The following is a 19,987-nucleotide window of genomic DNA, read 5'->3' as shown; positions in this document are numbered from 1 at the left end:
AGGCAATCACTGATTACCCACCCTTTCTGTACAACCACCGGCCCGCCCCGGGCACAACCCAGGTTCGACCATGAAGACTTTGACCTCTACCCCCCGTGCCGATGGCTTCCACATGCCCGCCGAATGGGCGCCACAAACCCAGGTCTGGATGATCTGGCCGGAGCGTCCGGACAACTGGCGCCTGGGCGGCAAGCCGGCGCAGGCCGCGCACGTTGCCGTGGCCAAGGCGATCGCCCGCTTCGAGCCGGTGACCGTCGGCGTTTCCGCCGGCCAGTACGAGAACGCCCTCGCGCGCCTGGCCGATGAGCCGAACATCCGCGTGGTGGAAATCAGCAACGACGACGCCTGGGTCCGCGACACCGGGCCGACCTTCGTCATCAACGACAACGACAACGGCGATGTGCGCGGCGTGGATTGGGGTTTCAACGCCTGGGGCGGTTTCCTTGGCGGTCTGTACGCACCCTGGAACCGTGACGAGCAAGTGGCCGGCAAGATCCTCGGTATCGAGCGCAACGCGCGCTATGTCACCGAAGGCTTCGTGCTCGAAGGCGGCTCGATCCACGTCGATGGCGAAGGCACCCTGATCACCACCGAGGAATGCCTGCTCAACGCCAACCGCAACCCGCACCTGAACCGCGAGCAGATCGAAGAAATCCTGCGCGAGAACCTCGCCGTGGACACCATCGTCTGGCTGCCGGACGGCCTGTACAACGACGAGACCGACGGCCACGTCGACAACTTCTGCTGTTACGTCAGCCCGGGCGAAGTGTTACTGGCCTGGACCGATGATTCCAATGACCCCAACTACGCGCGTTGCCGCGCGGCCATGGCGGTGCTGGAAAGCCAGCGCGACGCCAAGGGGCGCACATTCGTGGTGCACAAAATGCCGATTCCGGGCCCGATGTTCGCCACCGAGGAAGAGTGCGATGGCGTCGATCCGGTCGCCGGCAGCCAGGAGCGCAGCCCGTCCTCGCGCCTGGCCGGTTCCTATGTGAACTTCCTCATCGTCAATGGCGGCATCATTGCGCCGAGCTTCAACGACCCGGCGGATGCTGAAGCTAGAGCGATCTTGGCGCGCCTGTTCCCGGACCACAAAGTGGTCATGGTGCCCGGACGTGAGCTACTGCTCGGCGGCGGCAATATTCACTGCCTGACCCAGCAGCAGCCTGCACCCGCAAGTCGTTGATCTGACGTCAAAAAAAAGCCCGTCCTGTGACGGGCTTTTTTATTGGCAGGACGACAGTCGGCACCCCTGGATGGCACAGCTCTTGTATTTGATTCACTTGTTACCAAGTGGACGGACGGTCGTGCCCCGCACGGATCTGTCATAAAGCTTGAGTAAGGTTGCCGCTCACGCCTCTGGGGGAGTACGTGTGAAATGAATGCAGCACGTGAGTTGGCTTCGCACCCGACAGTGATGAACCACGAAGCGCTCCAGGTATTGGCGCGGTGGTTGAAACACAATGGACCAACCCGGGTCAGGAAGACCGATCCACGGCGCATGCTGGTAGAACGCTATCCAGCAGGCCTGATTACCGACGCGGAGCTCGATGCTCTGGTGGGTATCTGGCACGGCTGATGGGGCGACGGCTGAAAGAGAAAAAGGGCGGCACCGGTTAACGGTGCCGCCCTTTTTCATTGATCAGAAGCTGTAAGTGCCGGTCACCACCAGGCTGCGCGGATCGCCAAACTGGATCTGCGATGCGCTGGTCCCCGACGCGTAATAGGTCTTGTCGGCGATATTGCTCAGCGCCGCACGCAGGTCCCAGTCCTTGGTTCGGTAGCCGGCCAGCGCATCCCAGGTGCCATAACCTGGCAGCGCGATGGTGTTGCGGGTATCGGCATAGCGCTGGCCGACCAGGGTCAGGCCGGTCTCGGCGTACCAGCCCATTTCCGGTTTCCAGGTCAGGAACACGCTGGCGTTGCGCTTGGCCACATCGGCAATGCGGTTGCCGGCGTTGCCTTCACTGTCGTCGACGATGGTGGCGTCCTGCACACCAATACCGCCACGCACATACCAGTTGCCACCCAGCTTGCCGCTGGCGGTCAGTTCGATACCGCGCGAGCGTTGCAGGCCGGTGAGGATCACCCGGTTGCGGTCCAGCGGATCGAGGTTGCGGCGGTTGAACAGTTCCAGCTCATACACCGCGAGCGTGGTGCTCAGGCGCTCGTCCAGCCAGTCGCTCTTGACCCCGACTTCCTTCTGTCTGGTGTGCTCCGGGCCCACCTCGTTGGTGTTGCCCGCAGCGCCCGGGGTGATGCCGATCAGGCCGCCGCCCACTGGCGAGAACGTCTTGCTCCAGGAGGCGTAGAACGAGTGTTCTTTCCACGGTGTGTAGACCACGCCCAGACGCGGGCTGGTGCTATTGCTGTCCTGCTTTTCGTTCCTGCCGGTGACCTTGCTGGTGGTCTCGACTTCGAAGCGGTCGAAACGCAGGCCGGCCAGTACTTGCCACTGATCGTTCAGGCGAATCTGGTCCTGCAGGTACAGGCCGCGGCTACTGACGTCGGTGTGGTTGTTGCTCGAAACCACCATCCGGCCGGTGTGCTGCAGGTCGCGGTTGGGGTTGTAGACGTTGAGTGACGGCACGGCCTGGCCACCCGCGCTGACCGCCTGCGCGGTGTGCAGCAGCGAATTGCGCCGCTGCTCGCCCAGCTCCAGACCGGTGAGGAGCGTGTGTTCGATGCCGAACGTATCGAAGCGACCTTCGGCTTCCAGGTTGTTGAACAGGTTGCGGGTGTTCAGGTCCTGCTGCCAGCGCTGGCGGGTGACCAGGCCGGTGGCCGGGGTGTAGCCGGACAGGTAGGTGTTGTCGAAATCGCTATCCAGGGTGATCAGGCCGAGGGTGTGGCGCAGTTGCCAGTTCTCGTTCAACTGATAGTTCAGGCGCGAGCGCAGCGACTCGGTCTTGTCGTCGATGTAGTCGCGATGGGTGTCGCCGTAGGTGGTGTCGCGGCTGACGTCCACCGGGCGGCCGGTCAGCGGATTGCCGGGTATGCCGCGATCCGGCGTGCGGTTGTAGCGGTTGTACTCGTACTGCACCAGCCAGTTCAGGTCCGGGGTCAGTTGCCAGCTCATCGACGGGGCGAACAACTGGCGGTTGCCATCGATACCGTCGCGGAAGCTGTTGTTGTCGCTGTTACCCATGTTCAGCCGCAGGCTGATGGTGTCCGACGGATCAGCGCTGAGGTCGGCGTACAGGCTGCGCATGTCTTCGCTGCCGCCCTGGGCTTCGATGCTGGAGCGGCGGCCGGCTTCCGGGGCCTTGCTCACCCGGTTGATGATGCCGCCCTGGCTGCCACGGCCATACAGCACGGCCGCCGGGCCCTTGAGTACCTCGATGCGCTCGATGTTGTGCAGGTCGCGAACGTACTGGCTGTCGTCGCGGATACCGTCCAGATAGAAGTCGTTGCTCGCGTCGAAGCCGCGAATCCGCACGCTGTCGAAGCGGGTGTCGGCGCCACTGCTGACGTTGGGAATGCCGCTCAGCGCCTTGCCGAGGTCGTTGGTCCCGTAATCCAGCACGTTGCTGGTCTTCAGCGAGTCGATGGCCTGCGGCACGTAGCGCACCGGGGTCGAGGTGCGGGTGGCCGTGGTGACTTCTTTGACCCGTGGATCATCGCGCTCGCGCTCGCTGTCGGCGGTGACCGACAGTTCCGGCAGCGTGGTGCTGGCAGCCACGGCGAGGCCAGAGCCGAATAACAGGGAAAGGCCCAAGGACAAGGGGGAAAGGCGGCAAGGGGCAGGCATGTGAGGAAAGTATCCGGATGGTTTTTAGAGGTTGAGAAACGCGCGAATGATAATGCTTGGCATTTGCAAACGTTAACTCTTTAGTCTTTGCCATTCCGGTTATTTGTTTCTGAATGTATCCGAAGTGAAACTTTTCAGCACATCGGTAAACCCTGTCCAAATGGGCAGTTTCAGCCATTTTCAACAGCACAATCCGCTGCTCAATGGGAGGAATTCGCAGCTAAAACGGCGAGAAACATGAAATTTGACATCATTCCTTCACGAATTTTTGACATGCCGTTCCGGGCGCGGCTAGGATTCGGCCCAACGCCTGTAGGCCCACTGGCCAAGACTCAAAAATAAAAGGCCCGCTGCGATCGATCGCACGCGGGCTTTTTATTTCCAGTCCGTGAGCGTCAACCCACGCAGGGGGCGTGGTTCTGGCGTTTGGCTGCAGCGCGTATCCATCACGTAATAAGGAAAACAAGATGTTGAAAACCAGGATCAGTCTGCTCGCACTGGGTCTTATGGCCGCCACTCAGGCAATGGCCAACGACCAAGCCGCTTCCAAAGGCTTCGTCGAAGACAGCAGCGCCTCGCTGCTGCTGCGCAACGCTTACATCAAGCGTGACAAGAAACACGACACCAACGACCAGATGCAGTGGGGCCAAGGCTTCATCGGCAAGTTCAGCTCGGGCTTCACCCAGGGCACCGTCGGCGTCGGCGTTGATGCCTTCGGCCTGTACGCAGTGCGTCTGGACGGCGGTAGCGGTCACAACGAAGGCGGCGGTATCGACTTCTTCAAGCGTGGCGATAGCGGCAACGCCCAGCACGACATCTCTCGTGGCGGCGCAGCGGTCAAATTCCGCGTTTCCAACACCGTGCTGAAGTACGGCGACCAAATGCCTTCGCTGCCAGTGCTGCAATACGACGACGCGCGTCTGCTGCCTGAAAGCTTCACCGGCACTTCGATCAACTCCAAGGAAATCGAAGGCCTGGAGCTGAACGCTGGTCGTTACACCCGCGAAGCTCGCAAGTCCACCGAACAACGTGACACCGCTCTGAAGTCGATCAACGTCTTCGGCGGTACCTACAAGTTCGCGCCGAACCTGACCGCCTCGCTGTACACCTCCGATGTCGAAGACGTGCTGAAGAAGCACTACCTGGGCGTCAACTACGTCCACGCCATTGCCAAGGATCAGTCCCTGACCCTGGACTTCAACGGCTACAAGTCGGACATCGACAAGAAGTTCGTCCAGAAGGCCGACCTGACTGGCGACAGCAACACCATCTGGAGCCTGGCGGCGACCTACGCTTTCGGCCCGCACTCGGTGACCATCGCTCACCAGCGCAGCACCGGCAGCACCGGCTACCAGTACGGCTGGTACCAGGACCGGGCTGGCGTGGGTGACGGTGGTTCGACCATCTACCTGGCCAACTCCTACTGGTCCGACTTCAACGCTGAAGACGAGCGTTCCTGGCAGATCGGCTACGGCCTGGACTTCGGCGCCTTCGGCGTACCGGGTCTGACCTACTCCGTTGCCTACGTGCGTGGTGACAACATCAACACCCACGGTTATGGCGAAGGCACCGAGCGCGAAATCTTCAACCAGTTCAAGTACGTCGTACAGGAAGGCCCTGCCAAGGACCTGAGCCTGAAAGTGCGCAGCTCGTTCCTGCGTACTTCGGATAGCGTGCGTGAGAACGGTTACAACGACGACGGCAACGAACTGCGCATCTTCGTTGAGTACCCGATCAGCATCTTCTGATCCTGATTGCGTAACGAAAAGGCTCACCTGACGGTGGGCCTTTTTTGTTTGTACCTTCGGAAGCGTTGCACGGTGGGTTACGCGGCGGCTGACTTCATCGTGTGTGCCATGCCTATAAAATCTTTGCCTCCAGTGCATTGATGTGTACGGTACACACTTAGCGGAGGCGCTTGATAACATGCGCAGCAGGGAAGTCATTACCCTGCTTGAGGCGGATGGGTGGCTGTTAATAGGCGTTCGTGGGAGCCACCACCATTTCAAGCATCCAGTGAAGCCGGGAAGGGTCACCGTCCCACACCCTAAAATCCAGATAGCCACCGGAACGCTGCACAGCATACTCAGGGCCGCTGGCCTCAAATGAGCTGGAGTAGTCCCCAGCATGCTTCCTCAGGAGGACCCCGTGAAGATCCCGATAGTCATTCACAAAGACCCCGACTCCGACTACGGCGTAACCGTTCCCGATGTACCTGGTTGCTTCAGCGCAGGGGAAACGGTCGAGGACGCTCTGGGCAATGTGCAGGAGGCGCTGGCGCTGCACTTCGACGCGCTGGTGGCTGACGGTGAGACGTTGCCTCAAGGCCGATCGATTGATGCTCACTTGAGTAACCCGGACTATGCGGGCGGTGTATGGGCTGTAGTCGACTTCGATATCACGCCTTACCTGGGAAAGTCCGTCCGTTTCAACGCAACGTTGCCTGAGCACTTGTTGCAGCGCATCGATGACTACGTGAAAACGCATCCGGAACAGAAGAGCCGTTCCGGCTTTCTGGCATCTGCCGCGTTGCGGGTATTGTCGGGTGCCTGAGTGTGATGTTCCGGCGTTCCCTTCACACGCCTGAACCCTACCCCCGCCGCTCCCGGTACTCCCGCGGCGACACCCCGAACTCGCTCTTGAATGCCCTGGAAAAATGGCTCAGGTCCTTGAACCCCCAGCTCAGGGCGATGGGGGTGATTTTCACGTCGCTTTGCAGGATCGCCTCGGCGCAGCGGTGCAGGCGGCGTTCGAGGATGTAGCGACCCACGCTGGTTTCATACCGCGCGAACAGGCGATGCAGGTTGCGCACCGAGGTGCCTGCCGCGCAGGCGATGCGTTCCGGGCACAGACTTTCATCCGTCAGGTAGCGCTCGATCACGGCCTTGGCCTTGGTCATCACCGCCGGCGGCGAGGCCTCGGACGGATCGCCCGGTTCCGCCGTCAAGGCCGGGCGCAGCAGGGCGAGGAGGGCATCGAGTACCGCGAGGGACTCGTCGGTGGTGAGGCGGGTGTCGTTGAGCAACTGGCCCACCAGCATGGCGCTCATCGCGCCTATGGCAGATGCCGCGTCGATCCGCTGGTTGATCCGCAAGCGCTGCTCGCGAAAGCGTCGCAGCACGTCCTGGCGCGGCAGGATCAGCGAGACCTGATCACTCAGCCCGCGAAAGTGAAAGTCGCTCGGCCGGGCCACATCCAGCAGCACCAGGTCGCCACTGGCAAGACGGGTCTGGGCGTCGGACTGGCAACTCAACGCTTCTCCGCTCAGTTGCAGCACCAGATAGAAGAAGTCCTTGCCGTCGCCGCGAATGTCGCGCTGCGAGCGGTGCACGTGGGAGCAATTGCTGGTGATGCGCGCACCTTCGACCTGGCAGCGCTGGCGGTCCAGCGCGGTGACCGCGCCCTGGAAGCTGGTGATGTGGTTGTCGGCCGGCGGTTCGACATGGAAGGTGCCGCAACTGGAAGCGAGGTCGCCATGCCAGACTTCGAAGCCTTCGCGCCCTTGAAACAGATTCGCGTGCTGCAGGTTCATCGCTTACCTCGGGCCGGCTGAGGCCGGTGTTGTTCTTGTGGGGGCGCGCGGTGGAACGGGAGTTCGTGACAATCTACTAACATGTTAATTGTTTTTACAAGTTCGCCGACGCCGTCGCGACGCATGGCACGGCAAGGCAAGCGGCTGGCGCTGTGAGCCGTGTTCAGCACAGGCGGCGAGGGTCTTTAATCATGGCTCGTCCCACTACCGCGTATCCGGCCATGAATAACAACAATAGCCAGCATCTACAGCCCACCTTGCGCTGGACCGACGCCTTCGCCCTGTCGATGGCGGTGTCCGGTTCCATCTTCGCGTCCTTCGGTTTCGCCCTCGGCGTGCTCGGCCCGGTCGGCGCCCTGGCGCTCTGGGTCGGCTCGGCTGCCGTCGGTGCGTGTCAGAACTGGATCTTCCTTGAAGTCTCGGCGATGTTCCCGGACAAGCCCGGCGGCATCGCCATGATCGCCACCGAGGGCTGGCGCCGGCGTTGCACGCTGGTCGGTCCGCTGGCCTCGTTCGGCTACTGGCTGGGCTGGTCGGCGGTGCTGTCCATCGTCAGTGTCAGCGCCGGCGCGCTGGCCCAGGCCCAGTGGTTCTCCAGCCAGACCTGGAGCTACAGCTTCGGCCCGCTGAGTGTCGGTCTGCCGCAATTGATCGGGGCCGGCCTGCTGTTGCTGTTCTGGCAGTTCAATCGTTTGGGCGTGCATATGGCCGCGTCGGTGTCGAAATACATGGGCGCGTTGTTGCTGGTGCCGATCCTGGTGCTGGCGGTGTCGCCGGTGTTCGGCGATGGCTGGAGCGTCGAGCGTTTCCGCCACGCCCTCAGCGAGCCGGTGGCGCTGGACTGGAGTTTCTGGCGCACCGCCCTGGTGTGGTTATTCCTGGTCAGTTGGAGCGCCTACGGCACCGAGATGTGCGCCGCTTTCGGCCCGGAGTACCGCAGCCAGCGCGATATGCGCCTGGCCCTGCTGACCTCCGGCGGCTACACGGTGCTGGTGTTCGCCGCCGTCGCCTTCGGCCTTGGCGGGCTGGTGGACCGCGAAGCCGCGCTGGCCAACCCGAGCGGCTTCTACATCGACGCCTTCAACGCGGTGGTGGGCAGCGGCTACAGTGACTTTTTCATCGTTGCCCTGCTGGTCGGCCTGTTCATGGGCCTCAATGCCGCCCTGGCCGACGGCTCCCGCGCGCTTTACGGCATGGCCCTGGAAGGCCTGACCATCCGCCAGTTGGGCACCCTCAACAAGCACCAGGTGCCGGGGCGTTGCATGAGCGTGGCGGTGGTACTCAACCTGGCGATGATCTTCCTGCTGTCCTCGCCGCTGGCGATGCTGGTGACGGCCAATATCGGCTACCTGGTGGCGATTTTCTTCGCCTTGTCCGGCTTCCTCCTGCTGCGCCACGACGCGCCGGACCTGCCGCGTCCGGTGCGGCTGGGCCGAGGCTGGATTCCGGTCGCCTGGGTCCTGAGCCTGTTCACCGCCGTCGTGGTGGTGGTCGGCACGGCGTCGGCGGAACTGGCTGGCTACGGCGGCCTGAAAGAAGTCGCCACCGGCCTGGGCATTCTCCTGCTGTCGCTGGTGCTCTACGGCATCCGCCGGCTGCAGGACCGTCACCCCACGCCGGGCGCGCTTTCCCGTTAACCGGTTCGATCACGACACGTACAAGGTGAACCCATGCTGTCCGTAGAAACCCCCACCACCTACTACACCGCCACGCGCAAATACGACCTCAGGTTCCCCGACCTGGAGCAGGACCTGGAAGCCGAGGTCGTGGTCATCGGCGGCGGCTTTTCCGGCGTCAACACGGCACTGGAACTGGCCGAGCGCGGTGTCACCGATATCGTCCTGCTGGAGGCTCGCTACCTGGGCTTTGGCGGTTCGGGTCGCAACGGTGGGCACATCATGGCCGGCATCGGCCACGACCTGGAGAAGATCCGCAAGAGCGTTGGCGACGATGGCCTGCAAGCCGTCTTCGAGATCAGCGATCTGGGCGCGTCGATCATCCAGTCGCGCATCGCCAAATACGACATCGACGCCGACTTCCGTCACGGCTACGGCTATCTCGGATTCAATAAGCGCCAGGGCAAGCTGCTGCAGGCGTGGGAAAAGGAATTCAAGCAACTCAGCCCGAACCATGAGATCGCCTATCTGGAAGGCAGCGAAGTCCGTGGCATCGTCGGCTCGGATGTCTACACCTGCGCGCTCAAGCACATGGGCAACGGTCATCTGCATTCGCTGAACATGCTGCTGGGCTCCGCCAAGGCACTGATGGAGCAGGGCGGACGGATCTTCGAAAACACTCCGGTGCTCGAGGTGACCTACGGCGACACCATTCACATCCGCACCGCCAAAGGCTCGGTGCGGGCGAAGAAGATCCTGTGGTCGTGCGGCGCCTTCCTCGACCGCCTGGAACCCGACCTGCACAAGAGCATCGTCAATACCTACGCCTTCCAGTTGGTGACCGAGCCGATGCCGGACGCGCTGATCCAGCAGATCAGCCCCATCCGTGGCGCCTTCAGCGACATCCGCCCGGTGATCGAGTACTACCGCGTAACCAACGAAAACCGCCTGTTGTTCGGCTCGGCCACGCGGATGCTTGAGTACATCCCCAACGACCTCAAAGAGTGGAACCGCAAGCTGATGCTCAAGGTGTTCCCCTACCTGGAACCCGTGCGCATCGACCTCGCCTGGGGCGGACCGATGGAGTGCAGCGCCAACCTGTTCCCGCAGATCGGCACCTTGCCGGGCCGGCCCAACGCTTATTTCGTCCAGGGCTACTCCGGCTTCGGCGTGACCCCGAGCCACGTCATCAGCCAGGTGGTGGCCGACGGCATGACCCGCGGCTCGCGCCACTGGGACGTGATGAGCGCGATCCCCCGCACCCGCATTCCCGGCAAGGACAACCTGCGCAACCTGATCTGCACCCTGGGCAAGGTCAGTCACCAACTCGCCGGCTACCGTAACGGCCGCCGCTGAACCCCAACCCGATCTGAAACGCCCCTGACGGGGCACCCACCCTTCGACCGAGAGGATTCGAACATGCCTTCTGCTGCCCTGAAAACGTCCCTGCAAGCCCGGCTCGACCTGCTGCAAACGTTGTGGGCTCGCCGCGATGCCGACGCCATCGTCCGCGAGCTGTACACCGACGCCACCGAAATCACCGGCGCCGGCAGCGACGCGCTGTACCACGGCACCGCGCAACTGCGCGAACTGCTCACCGCCCTGGTGACCGACTCCCGCGGTGCCTCGATCCGCATCGACCGCCTCACCGCGCTGGGCGACAGCGCCGCCTACACCTGGGTCACCTGGCGCGTGCTGCCGCTGCAGGGCGAGGCGTTCGCGATGAAGAGCCTGTTCGTCTGGTCGCTGATCGAGGGTCAGTGGCGGGTGATCGCCGACATGTATGCCGAGGGTGAGATCCCCGCCTGAAGCCCTGTCGCCGGCTCCTGCGGGAGCCATTCTCCTTCCTGTTCCGAGACCGTCATGATGCGAAAACAACAACTCCAGGCATCCGTCCCGCTGCTGCTGGCTCTTTCACCCTGGGCGCAGGCGATGACCCTGTATCAGGACGCCGACAGTGAAATCTCCGCCAGGCTGCAAGGCGCTGCCGGCCTCTTCCACAGCCGCGAAAGCTACGGCCAGACCGGCGAGCGTGAGCCCGGTAGCGTCAACTGGCAGGAAACCACGCTGCAATACGGCATCGACTTCAAGCACCGCACGACTGGCCTTGGCGAACTCCATGGCGCCTTCGACTGGGTCGGCAGCGCCACCTTCGGCGATGGCGATGCCGCCGGCTGGACGGTCGGCGACGAGCGCACCACGAAAATCGAAAACGCCTGGCTCGGCTGGCGCTCCGCTGATCTTTTTCCGGCCTTGGGCGAGAACGGCCTGGAGCTTTCTGGCGGGCGCCAGAACGTGGTGGTGGGTGACGGCTTCCTGATTTCCGGCGACGCTCTGAACATCGGCCGCGGCATGCTCGACGGCGCGGTCAACCGCGGCGGCGCCTACTACCTCACCGGCCGTAAGGCCTTCGATCAGACCGCCGTCCTGCGGTTGGGCGGCGATCAGGGCTGGCGTGGCGACCTGATGTGGCTAAAGTCCGACAACCCGGCCCAGGCCAGCCCTGAACTGGCGGTCGCGACCCTCGAACACATCGCTGCGCCCGCCACCTTCGGCCTGACCGCCATCAAGGTCACCGACACCGACGAGGCCTTGGCCGAACTGCTCTACCCCGAGCGCAAGGGCATGAAGCTTTACAGCGTCCGCGCCCAGGGCAACGCCGGTGTCAGCGACCTGTTCCTCGCCGCTGAACACGCCTGGGAGCGCAAGGACGCCGGCAACGAAAACGCCTGGTACCTCGAAGCCGGCTGGACCTTCTCGCAACTGCCCGGCAAACCCAGCGTCAACTACCGCTACAGCCGCTTTTCCGAAGGCTACGACCCGCTGTTCTACGGCAATGGCCGGGCGCTGGGGACCTGGTTCCAGGGCGAAGTCGCGTCCAACTATGCCGGCCCGTTCAACAGCAACACCCGCGTGCACCATCTCGGCGTCAAGGCCGCCGTGAGCGATAGCGTCAACGTGGGTGCGCTGTTCTATACCTTCGACACCCTCGACCCGAGCCTGGGCAATCGCGACGGTCGCGAGCTGGATCTTTACGCGGAGTGGGCTATCGACTCGCACTGGAGCCTGCTGCCGCTGGTGGGCTACTACAAACCCCGGCGCAGCGCGGAAGACGGCGGGAGCCAGTTGGAAACGTCGCGGGGCAATCTCTATGGGCAGGTGTTGCTGGTGTGGAGTTACTGAGCGCAACTGACGGCCCCCGGCTGCATTTCCCGACCTGAGCGACTACCATTACGCCCCCTCGCCGTCAGGTTGGGGGACGTTGAACAACAACAGGAGTCGGGGATGCCCCTCACTGATTGGTACTGGAACCGCTGGATCCGCCGCCAGGGCTGCAAGCTGGGTACTCGCTTGTCGAAGTTCCACAAAAAGTCCGTGCTCACCCTCGAAGACGGTGTGCGCATGGGCAACGTGCAGATTGCCAGCCATGCGCTGTCCATCGGTGCCCACACCTACATTCGCGGCGAAGGTCAGTTGCAGTTCGTCGGCGCCATCGGGCGCTTTTGTTCTATTGGCAACGGCGTGGTCATCGGCCAGGAAAAACACAACCATCCCACCGACTGGCTCAGCACCCATCCCTTCCAGTACACCGACACCGACTGGGAATACGATGCGCCGATCGAGATGACCACCATTGGTCATGATGTCTGGATCGGCCATGAGGCGCTGATTCTCGAGGGCGTGCACATCGGCACCGGCGCCATCATCGCCACCCGCGCTCTGGTCACTCAGGACGTTCCGCCTTACGCGGTGGTTGCCGGCGTGCCGGCGCGGGTGATTCGCTATCGCTATTCCGAAGAGATGATCGAGCGCCTACTGGCGACCCAGTGGTGGGAGCGGGATTTCGAAGAACTGAAAAAGCTTCCGCTGAACGATCCGGCGGCGTGTCTGGAGAAGCTGGAAGGGCTTTCGCCGGCGACCTATCGGCGGCTGGAATTGACGCGCAAGGGTGGGCGTCGAGTGTGACAGTCCGAGCCTTCGGACCTTGATTCGAAGGCTCGGATTACCGCGTCGAAAACCTTACTTCGACGCGGCCAGCTTGCAGCAATCTTTCAGATCACGCTGCGCCTGGGCTTCGGAGATTTGCTCCAGGCCAGCGCCACCCACGAATGCACCCATCTTGATGTACTGGCGCAGGTAGTAGTTCTTACCCGGCTCGGTAACCAGGGTGAGGGTGTTGTCGCTGAACTCGGATTCAGTGCCGATAACGTGTTTGCCTGGGGCGAGGAAGCGGTGGAAGTACACGCCTTTCGCCGTTTCGCCGATGAGTTCGCCGTCAACCGTCAGCGATTTCTTCAGTGCTTGTCCGGTGAAGCTGTCGCGGTAAATGTACAGGCCAGACTTGTCTGCAGGTGGCGCGGAGAAGGTCTTGAGCTGGGCGTCTGCTTCAGTGGAACCCATCGGTACGGAGGCGCAACCGGTGAGGATGGCGAAACCCAGAGCAGTGCCGAGCAGCTTGATGCTGTTACGCATTGAAAATCCTTTTAAAGAAGAGAATGAAGGCGCAGGAGCATTGAGTGCTCCGGCGATATCATTCTGCCATACCGTTTGTTTTTATCGTGTTGCTGCTGTGGTTTTTTCGAGGGTTCATGAGCGGCGTCAATAGTTCAGGGCTTGGTTATCTGGGCAATCAGCCGCTCTATCACGGCATCTTCCTTCTTGTGATTACGCCTTTTCCTGAGGCAAGATTCTTCGTTTCAGCTCAGGGAAGGTGCTTATGTCCGCGTCATTGCACAGCGCTGCCGCACAGATTCGTCAGGCGGTGCGGGTCGCCACCGAGGGGTTGGTGGGGCGGGAGCAACTGGCCGAGCTGATCGTGCTGGCAGCCGTCGCGCAAGAGCACATTCTGGTGGTCGGGCCGCCTGGTACCGCCAAGAGTGCGGTGGTGCGCCGAGTGGCGCAGTGTATGGGCGGGCGCTATTTCGAATACCTGCTCGGGCGCTTCACCGAACCCTCCGAACTGTTCGGCACCGTAGACCTGAAAAAGCTGCGCGAGGGCACGGTGGAAACCGATGTCAGCGGCATGCTGCCCGAAGCCGATATCGTTTTCCTCGACGAAGTTTTCCTCGGCTCCACCGCGATCCTCAATACGCTGCTCGGCGTGCTCAACGAACGCCGCTTCCGTCGCGGTCACACCCAGATCCAATGCCCGCTGCGGGTGTGCGTCGGCGCCGCCAACGGCCTGCCCGACGATGAAGCGCTGGCGGCCTTCGGTGATCGCTTCCTGCTGCACCTGTTCGTCGATTCGGTGCCGGACAACCAGCTTGAAGCGATGCTGTCCGGCGGCTGGCAGTCCGAGCAGCGCCCGGTCCAGCAACTGCTGGGGTTGAGCCAGCTGGATGTGCTGGGCCATGCGCTGAAAGATGTCGACCTCGCGCAGGTACGTCCCGCGCTGGCCCAGGCCATTCGCCGCCTGCGCGAGGCCGGGGTGCAGTTGTCGGACCGGCGCATCGTCAAGTCCCAGCGCCTGATCGCCGCCGCCGCGTTGCTCAGTGGTCGCACCGAAGCCAGCGAAGCGGACCTGTGGCCGCTGCTGTACGTGCTGCCGACCAAGGAGATTCAGCAGCACGGTCGCGAGGTCCTGCGCGATCTGTTCGCCCAGTCCAGCAACAGCCATTTGTTCAGTGCCGTGGAAGAGGCGACATTGCAGCCGATGTCGCGGCTCAGCCGTCTCCTGGAAACTGCCGAAGACTACCTCGCCCGCAGCGAGCCACCTGCCAGCGCGCAACTGGAAAACCTGCTGCGGGAAATCGACGCCAACTTCAACAGCCAGACCATGCCGGCCCAACTGCAGGACGTTCGTGGACGCGTGACCCGCCTGCTGACCAGCACTGTATGAATGCCCCGCTGATGAGCTGGGGCTGGCGACCGCGCTCCGAAGCGGCCGCGCCCCAGGCGGCGGTGGGCTGGGGCGATGCTGCGCGGCGCCTGCATGCGCGTCTGGCGACGTTGCCCGAAGAACAGGCGACGCGGCTGCAAGCCACGGCCAATCGCGATGTGCTGGTGGTGTGTGGCGCGGCCGAGGATTTGCCGTGGGTCGATGGCGTCGAGTACGCCGCTACCGATGAGCGCGCGCCCGGCCTCTGGCTGCCCACCAGTTGGGAGCCCGACGTGCCGCTGGACCTGCTCGGTCAGGCGCTGTCGCGCGCCTTTTCACGCGCGCCGCTGTTGCTCTGGCGTGAGCCGCAGGCGGTGGTTCCCCTTGATCGACAACTGCCGCTGACGTCGCAGCATGTGCAGCGCATCGCCGCGCACTGGACGGGCCGCTGATGCAATTACCTGACTCCCTGCAACCGTGGCGGCAATGGCTGACCTGGTTCGCCCCCGAGCACCTGCCGTTGTTCGCCGATCTGCTCGGGCGCCTCAACCCGATCCTCGGTCCGTGGCGCGGCCTGCAAGAAGGCGGTGTGCCCGAGCCCGACGGCCTGGGCGACCTGCAGCGTCGCGGTTCCTACGAGCGCCTGCTGTCCAGCGAATGGCTGCTGGCGGGCGAGGTGCCGGAAGAATTCCTGCGCCGGGCGGTCTCCGGTGAGCACATGTTTCTCGCCCCGCAGTACCAGGCGCGGCAGGCCAGTCGCCTGATCGTGGTGCTGTTCGATGCCGGTCCGCTGCAACTGGGCGCGGCGCGGCTGGTGCATCTGGCCTTGTTGATGCTGCTCGCGCGCCGTGCGCAAGAAGCGGGCGCCGAATTGTGTTGGGGCATTCTTCAGGACGCGCCACAGTTGCGGCCCTTCGATGGCGCGGCGCAGCTCAAGGCGTTGCTCGCCGCGCGCACCTGGAACGTGGTCAGCGAGGAACACTGGCAGACCTGGCGTCACTGGCTCGGCGAACAGTCGCAACAGGCCGGCGAGTGCTGGCTGGTGGGACAGCGCCTGCCCGCCAGCGACCGCCAGTTCTGCTCCCACCGCGTGCACCTGCACCGTAGCCTCGACGGCCAAAGCCTGACGTTCGAATTGCTGGCGGGCAGCCAACGCCGGGTGTCGCTGCCGATCCCCGAGGAGCGTTCGGCACTTCAATTGCTCAAGGGCCAGTTCGAAGGCGAGGTGGTTGCCGCACCGGTCAAAGGCGCCGTGCCGCGCGTCGCCCAGACCCTCGCGCCGATCATCTCCAGCCACGGCGGCCACGTGGCGCTCAGGCTGCTCGACCAACCCGGCATGGTGGTCATCAAGCTGCCGGCGCATCACCAGAAAAAGGGGCTGGAAGTTCGCACTTCGGTCTGGAGCGGCAGCTCGTCGCCGCTGGGGATCACCTTCCTCGGGCGCTCCATTGGCGCGGTGTTGAGCGAGGGGGATCAACTGCGCTTCTGGCACATGAGCGGCCTGAAGGCAGTGGACAAACCAAGCCGCGATCAACTGCAACTGCCGCCCGGCACCGCCACGCTGCTGCCCACCGTCTGGATTCGCAACAGCACCGCCAGCCGCCTGCTTCTGCTGGACAGCAAAGGCCATCTGGCGAGCTGGTCCATCGCGGGCAAAACCGATGCCGGGCCCGACAACGGCAAGACCCGCTACCTGGCAGACGACGTGATGGCGATGGCCAAGGTCGACGAGGACGCCATGGCTTACGTGCGCCGCGACGGCAGCCAGTTGTATGCCAGCGCCGTAGGTGTTTCGGGTGTCGTGGGGCCGTTCATGGTGGGCCCGGCCAAGGACGTCACCCAAGTGCTGTTCATAGCCGGCTGGCCGTGGCGCGTGGGCTTCGGCGGCTGCGCGTTGTGCTCGGTCGAGAACGGCAGCGAGCGCTGGACGGTGATGACCGCCAGCAGCTTCCCCGTGCGTTCGGAGCGCATCGAACTGGCCCCCGGCTGGAGGGGCATCGGCCTTCGACAGCGCAAGGAAGAACACCATTGCGCCCTGGTGCTGCTGGGCCCGAACCAGCGCAGCGTCGCCCTCTACGAGGAAGGGGAGCAGCGGATGCTGTTCACCACCAGCGAAGAAATCGTGCGCTACAGCTACTGCCCGATGACCGAGCTGATCGCCGTCCTCACCAGCGCCCGCGAGCTGTTGGTGTACTCGCTGGCGCAAGGCAGATTGCGGCTGCAGGTGAGCTGCAACCAGACATCGGAAAACACGAGGAAGCCACCGGGTGCTTGATGACAACGTGGCGTTGATTCGCCGCCCGGTGTTGACCGGGCACCAATTGATCGACGGCCTGTGGCTGCCCCGCGAACGCTTCGATGAACACGCGGCGGCGCGGCTGATCCTGAGCCAGTGGCAGACCGGCGCCAGTGCCTGGCGCTTTGTCGATGGCGACCTGTTGCGCTTGCGCCGGCCGCTGTCGGTGCACTGCGAAACCCTGACCGGCTGGCCGCTGATTCGTCAGGGCCGCGCCCTGTGTTCCGCGCTGCTCAGCCCCGAAGAAATCCGCACGATGCCAACGGCGGACCTCTGGCTGGTACGCGGTAGCCACGTCGAGGCCCTGCACCTGCGCGACGCCGAAGTGCTGTCGCCGGAGCAGTGGATCGATATCAGCGGCTACACCCTGCTGGACACCTACGACTGCCGCAGCACGCTGGCGGAACCGGATCTCGATCTGCTGACGCCGTCCGCCGACACGCGGGAAATCTTCGGCGACGCGCTGGCGCCGGTCAGCCCGGAGCGGGAAGGGGTGATGAACGCCCTGCAGGCGCGGCAGCAGAACGCGCAGGCCGGGCCGAAAGCTTCCGCCGAGGCAGCGGGTAAAGATGAGTGGCAGCGTCCTGAATCGACATCGTCCGTCTGGCCGAAGCTGGGGGTGGCCATTGCGATCATCATCGCCTTGCGCTGGTTGAGCGGTGGCGGCGTCAGCTCAGCGTCGGCCAACGACACGGACACCTGGAACGCGATTCTCAAGATGATCGCCGCGACGCTCATCGGTGCAATCGTGGTGACGCTGCTGTTGGCGGCGGTGCGCGCGTTGCTGCAACGCCGGCACAGCGCACAGCCGGCGTCACGTCCCCAATCGCCGAGAACGGAAGACGCACCGGCCAAGCCTCCAGCGCTTCCAGGCCGCGCGCGCCCAACACAATCCCGCCCCGCCTTGTGGCGCCGCCTGCTGACCCGCCTCACCCTCAATTCGCGCTTGTCGGCCCTCTACGGCAAACGCCAGGCCGACTACATGCGGCGCATGCTCGAGATGTTCGAGAGCGGCGATTTCCAGGAAGCCTTGCGTCACGCCATCCCCCTCGGCGACGAGCAGGGCACCACCGAACAGGCGTTCGGCGCGCCCAAGCGCCGCGACGACCTCAGCCTCAACGGCCAACGCGGGCCGGCGCGCGGCATGCTCATGGACGAGGGCATGGACGATCACCTGCGGAAAATCTACCGTCACTCGTTCGAGCGCCTGGACCGCGAAGGCCGGGTCGACGAAGCGGCCTTCGTCCTCGCCGAACTGCTCAAGGCCCGCCAGGAAGCCCTCGACTATCTGGAAACCCACGGCCGACACACCCAGGCCGCTGAGCTGGCCCTCGCCTGGGACATGGCGCCGGCGATGATCGTGCGCCTGCTGTGTGCGGCGGGTGACTGGCAGCGCGCGATTCTCGTGGCCCGCCGCGACGACGCCTTTGCCGACGCCGTGGCCCTGTTGCAGGAAAAGTGGCCGGAAAGCGCCGACCGCCTGCGCCTGGAATGGGCCGAAGCCCTCACCGGCAAAGGCCTCTGGCTGCAAGCCGTGGACGTAGTCTGGAGCCTGCCCGCCGAGCGCGAGCGCGCCGCGCAATGGCTGCTCAACGCCGAAGCGGCGGGCGGCCAGTTGGCGATTGGCGCGCTGGTCAAACGCGCGATCCTGTTGCCCGACACGCTCGACGCCTACAGCGACTGGGTCGAGCAACTGCGCGACGACCCCAAGCGCCACGCCGAACGCGCCGTGCTGGTCCGAGCCCTGCTGGAACACAAAACCCGTGGCGGCGCCCTGGCATGGCTGGCTGGCGCCATCGCCAATGCCGTCGTCGCCGATCAGGCGGGCGGCCACGGCCAACTGACCCAGGATCAACTCAAGGCCCTGATCAAAATGAGCAAGGACAACCTCCTGCTCACCGACCTGCCCAACAAAGCCCCGCCGCACTCAACAGTGGTGCCGCTGGACAGCGTCGACGCCGTGCAGGAATGGACCGCCCCGGAGCTGGGCAGCCGACCGATCTTCGATGCCGTCCCGCTCGACGACCAACGCTACCTGATCGCCCTCGGCGAAGCCGGCGCGGCGGTGATCGACGCCCACGGCAAAACGGTCTTCCACTTCCCCGTGCCCGCCCAGGCCATCGTCATCGGTCACAGTCGTCAGGTCGCGTTGGTGCTGGCCAGGCGCGATGAAGTCTGGCGCATCAGCAAGCTCGACCTGGTCAACCGCAGCGCCCTTGACCTTGGCGTCCTGCGTTTCGACGTCTTCGCCTGCTCGTTCGACGGCACCGGCTGGACCATTGGCCGGGACCACCAGTTACGTGTGGTCGACGCCGACCGCGACTTCACCACCCTGTGGCATGTCAGCGACTTGCCGGGCCGCGTGCTGGCGCTCAAAGAGGATGAACACAACGAATCCATCTGGCTGCACGGTGCCGACGGTAGCGGCCACGTGTGGCATTACCGCCTGCCTGAGCGGCGACTGGCGGGCAACGATCCGCTGCCGGGGCTGAAGCATGAAAACAGCTTCTTGCTGCTGACGGCCAACGGCGACGTCACCGAAGTGGGCCTCAAGCTCAAACCCGGCGCCGACGCGATTCTCGTGCTGGATCGCGAGGGCAACCGCAAGGGCTATCGACTGCCCGGTTTCGAAGAGAACTGGCCGACAGAGACGCCGCTGAACCTCACCCTGTCTGGGTCGTGGCTGGTCGTTTGTTATGCCCTGGTTGGCGAAGACACCCGCGTTTACTTCACCCACCGCGGCAGCGACCAACTCTGCGCCAGCCTCGACTGGCCGGCGTCGGATGTGCAGGTCCGGTGCGTGGGGAGTGACTGGATGCTGTTTGATGGGCAGGGACGGCTGAGCCATATCAGCGTGGCGGAGGGGTGGCAGAGGAATGTGGTGGTGAATTGACAGGATGGCTTGACGCGTAACCTGTAGCGGCTAACAGCCGCTCCTACAGAATTGAGGCTCAACTCATGCGATAGCGCCTGA

General features: G+C 63.8%; 17 protein-coding genes. 14 read left to right on the top strand and 3 right to left on the bottom strand.

Going from position 1 to position 19,987, the window contains the following annotated elements:
• Window positions 1-70: 70 nt before the first annotated feature.
• Both aguA and NTD88_RS07485 read left to right on the top strand, forming a co-directional pair.
• The gene (gene aguA / locus NTD88_RS07490; RefSeq protein ID WP_262153864.1) at window positions 71-1,186 is read left to right on the top strand and encodes an agmatine deiminase; all 1,116 of its coding nucleotides are present in this window, start codon (window positions 71-73) and stop codon (window positions 1,184-1,186) included.
• Window positions 1,187-1,378: 192 nt separating this feature from the next.
• Complete coding sequence (locus NTD88_RS07485) at window positions 1,379-1,579, top strand: hypothetical protein (protein WP_110972025.1); 201 nt, start codon at window positions 1,379-1,381, stop codon at window positions 1,577-1,579.
• A 63-nt stretch (window positions 1,580-1,642) separates the two neighbouring features.
• Here the strand turns inward: NTD88_RS07485 and NTD88_RS07480 are convergent, their stop codons facing one another.
• Window positions 1,643-3,751: a TonB-dependent receptor gene (locus NTD88_RS07480; RefSeq protein ID WP_262153863.1), complete on the bottom strand. Its 2,109-nt coding sequence runs from the start codon at window positions 3,749-3,751 to the stop codon at window positions 1,643-1,645.
• Between the two features lie 467 nt (window positions 3,752-4,218).
• On the opposite strand from NTD88_RS07480, the gene NTD88_RS07475 reads away from it, so the two are divergent.
• From NTD88_RS07475 to NTD88_RS07465, 3 genes are all read left to right on the top strand, one after another.
• Complete coding sequence (locus tag NTD88_RS07475; protein WP_095159508.1) at window positions 4,219-5,499, top strand: OprD family porin; 1,281 nt, start codon at window positions 4,219-4,221, stop codon at window positions 5,497-5,499.
• 178 nt (window positions 5,500-5,677) lie between these two features.
• A complete protein-coding gene (locus tag NTD88_RS07470) occupies window positions 5,678-5,860 on the top strand; it encodes a type II toxin-antitoxin system HicA family toxin (RefSeq protein ID WP_262129778.1) in 183 nt (60 codons plus the stop codon).
• Window positions 5,861-5,899: 39 nt separating this feature from the next.
• Complete coding sequence (locus NTD88_RS07465) at window positions 5,900-6,304, top strand: type II toxin-antitoxin system HicB family antitoxin (protein WP_262153862.1); 405 nt, start codon at window positions 5,900-5,902, stop codon at window positions 6,302-6,304.
• 37 nt (window positions 6,305-6,341) lie between these two features.
• On the opposite strand, the gene feaR is transcribed toward NTD88_RS07465, so the two are convergent.
• A complete protein-coding gene (gene feaR / locus NTD88_RS07460; protein ID WP_262153861.1) occupies window positions 6,342-7,283 on the bottom strand; it encodes a transcriptional regulator FeaR in 942 nt (313 codons plus the stop codon).
• A 221-nt stretch (window positions 7,284-7,504) separates the two neighbouring features.
• Between feaR and NTD88_RS07455 the strand changes: the two genes are divergently transcribed.
• The 5 genes from NTD88_RS07455 (at window position 7,505) to NTD88_RS07435 (ending at window position 12,865) form a co-directional block, all read left to right on the top strand.
• Complete coding sequence (locus NTD88_RS07455; protein WP_262129780.1) at window positions 7,505-8,920, top strand: APC family permease; 1,416 nt, start codon at window positions 7,505-7,507, stop codon at window positions 8,918-8,920.
• A 33-nt stretch (window positions 8,921-8,953) separates the two neighbouring features.
• Window positions 8,954-10,255 carry an NAD(P)/FAD-dependent oxidoreductase gene (locus NTD88_RS07450; protein WP_262153860.1) on the top strand — a complete coding sequence of 434 codons (1,302 nt, stop codon included), beginning with the start codon at window positions 8,954-8,956 and terminating at the stop codon, window positions 10,253-10,255.
• A 63-nt stretch (window positions 10,256-10,318) separates the two neighbouring features.
• Complete coding sequence (locus NTD88_RS07445; RefSeq protein WP_262129782.1) at window positions 10,319-10,708, top strand: nuclear transport factor 2 family protein; 390 nt, start codon at window positions 10,319-10,321, stop codon at window positions 10,706-10,708.
• Between the two features lie 54 nt (window positions 10,709-10,762).
• Entirely contained in the window at window positions 10,763-12,082 is a 1,320-nt protein-coding gene (locus NTD88_RS07440) for an alginate export family protein (protein ID WP_262153859.1), read from the top strand.
• Window positions 12,083-12,184: 102 nt separating this feature from the next.
• Window positions 12,185-12,865, top strand: a complete 681-nt coding sequence (locus NTD88_RS07435; RefSeq protein ID WP_262153858.1) for a CatB-related O-acetyltransferase — start codon at window positions 12,185-12,187, stop codon at window positions 12,863-12,865.
• Between the two features lie 54 nt (window positions 12,866-12,919).
• Here NTD88_RS07435 and NTD88_RS07430 read toward each other — a convergent pair whose 3' ends face one another.
• Window positions 12,920-13,372, bottom strand: a complete 453-nt coding sequence (locus NTD88_RS07430; RefSeq protein WP_262129785.1) for a DUF2846 domain-containing protein — start codon at window positions 13,370-13,372, stop codon at window positions 12,920-12,922.
• 244 nt (window positions 13,373-13,616) lie between these two features.
• Here NTD88_RS07430 and NTD88_RS07425 point away from each other — a divergent pair, with 244 nt between their 5' ends.
• From NTD88_RS07425 to NTD88_RS07410, 4 genes are read left to right on the top strand one after another with little or no spacing between them, the layout of a single operon-like run.
• Entirely contained in the window at window positions 13,617-14,738 is a 1,122-nt protein-coding gene (locus tag NTD88_RS07425) for an AAA family ATPase (RefSeq protein ID WP_262153857.1), read from the top strand.
• On the top strand, window positions 14,735-15,169 hold the full coding sequence (locus tag NTD88_RS07420; protein WP_262153856.1) for a hypothetical protein: 435 nt from the start codon (window positions 14,735-14,737) through the stop codon (window positions 15,167-15,169). Before NTD88_RS07425 ends, NTD88_RS07420 begins: the two co-directional genes overlap by 4 nt.
• Window positions 15,169-16,992 carry a hypothetical protein gene (locus NTD88_RS07415; protein WP_262153855.1) on the top strand — a complete coding sequence of 608 codons (1,824 nt, stop codon included), beginning with the start codon at window positions 15,169-15,171 and terminating at the stop codon, window positions 16,990-16,992. Before NTD88_RS07420 ends, NTD88_RS07415 begins: the two co-directional genes overlap by 1 nt.
• The gene (locus NTD88_RS07410; RefSeq protein WP_262153854.1) at window positions 16,985-19,906 is read left to right on the top strand and encodes a bpX6 domain-containing protein; all 2,922 of its coding nucleotides are present in this window, start codon (window positions 16,985-16,987) and stop codon (window positions 19,904-19,906) included. The genes NTD88_RS07415 and NTD88_RS07410 overlap by 8 nt, the downstream gene beginning before the upstream one ends.
• Window positions 19,907-19,987 lie beyond the last annotated feature (81 nt).

This window comes from Pseudomonas sp. 20P_3.2_Bac5 (assembly GCF_025466035.1).
Lineage (GTDB): Bacteria > Pseudomonadota > Gammaproteobacteria > Pseudomonadales > Pseudomonadaceae > Aquipseudomonas.
Note: the sequence above shows the minus strand (reverse complement) of the source record. Positions and strands in the feature narration are given on the sequence as shown.

Bases quoted from the DNA above. Each gene is read 5' to 3' on its own strand.
- NTD88_RS07430 (WP_262129785.1), bottom strand. From the start codon at position 13,372: ATGCGTAACAGCATCAAGCTGCTCGGCACTGCTCTGGGTTTCGCCATC.
- feaR (WP_262153861.1), bottom strand. From the start codon at position 7,283: ATGAACCTGCAGCACGCGAATCTGTTTCAAGGGCGCGAAGGCTTCGAA.
- NTD88_RS07415 (WP_262153855.1), top strand. From the start codon at position 15,169: ATGCAATTACCTGACTCCCTGCAACCGTGGCGGCAATGGCTGACCTGG.
- NTD88_RS07440 (WP_262153859.1), top strand. From the start codon at position 10,763: ATGATGCGAAAACAACAACTCCAGGCATCCGTCCCGCTGCTGCTGGCT.
- NTD88_RS07455 (WP_262129780.1), top strand. From the start codon at position 7,505: ATGAATAACAACAATAGCCAGCATCTACAGCCCACCTTGCGCTGGACC.
- NTD88_RS07435 (WP_262153858.1), top strand. From the start codon at position 12,185: ATGCCCCTCACTGATTGGTACTGGAACCGCTGGATCCGCCGCCAGGGC.
- NTD88_RS07425 (WP_262153857.1), top strand. From the start codon at position 13,617: ATGTCCGCGTCATTGCACAGCGCTGCCGCACAGATTCGTCAGGCGGTG.
- NTD88_RS07470 (WP_262129778.1), top strand. From the start codon at position 5,678: ATGCGCAGCAGGGAAGTCATTACCCTGCTTGAGGCGGATGGGTGGCTG.
- NTD88_RS07480 (WP_262153863.1), bottom strand. From the start codon at position 3,751: ATGCCTGCCCCTTGCCGCCTTTCCCCCTTGTCCTTGGGCCTTTCCCTG.
- NTD88_RS07485 (WP_110972025.1), top strand. From the start codon at position 1,379: ATGAATGCAGCACGTGAGTTGGCTTCGCACCCGACAGTGATGAACCAC.
- NTD88_RS07450 (WP_262153860.1), top strand. From the start codon at position 8,954: ATGCTGTCCGTAGAAACCCCCACCACCTACTACACCGCCACGCGCAAA.
- NTD88_RS07475 (WP_095159508.1), top strand. From the start codon at position 4,219: ATGTTGAAAACCAGGATCAGTCTGCTCGCACTGGGTCTTATGGCCGCC.
- NTD88_RS07420 (WP_262153856.1), top strand. From the start codon at position 14,735: ATGAATGCCCCGCTGATGAGCTGGGGCTGGCGACCGCGCTCCGAAGCG.
- aguA (WP_262153864.1), top strand. From the start codon at position 71: ATGAAGACTTTGACCTCTACCCCCCGTGCCGATGGCTTCCACATGCCC.
- NTD88_RS07445 (WP_262129782.1), top strand. From the start codon at position 10,319: ATGCCTTCTGCTGCCCTGAAAACGTCCCTGCAAGCCCGGCTCGACCTG.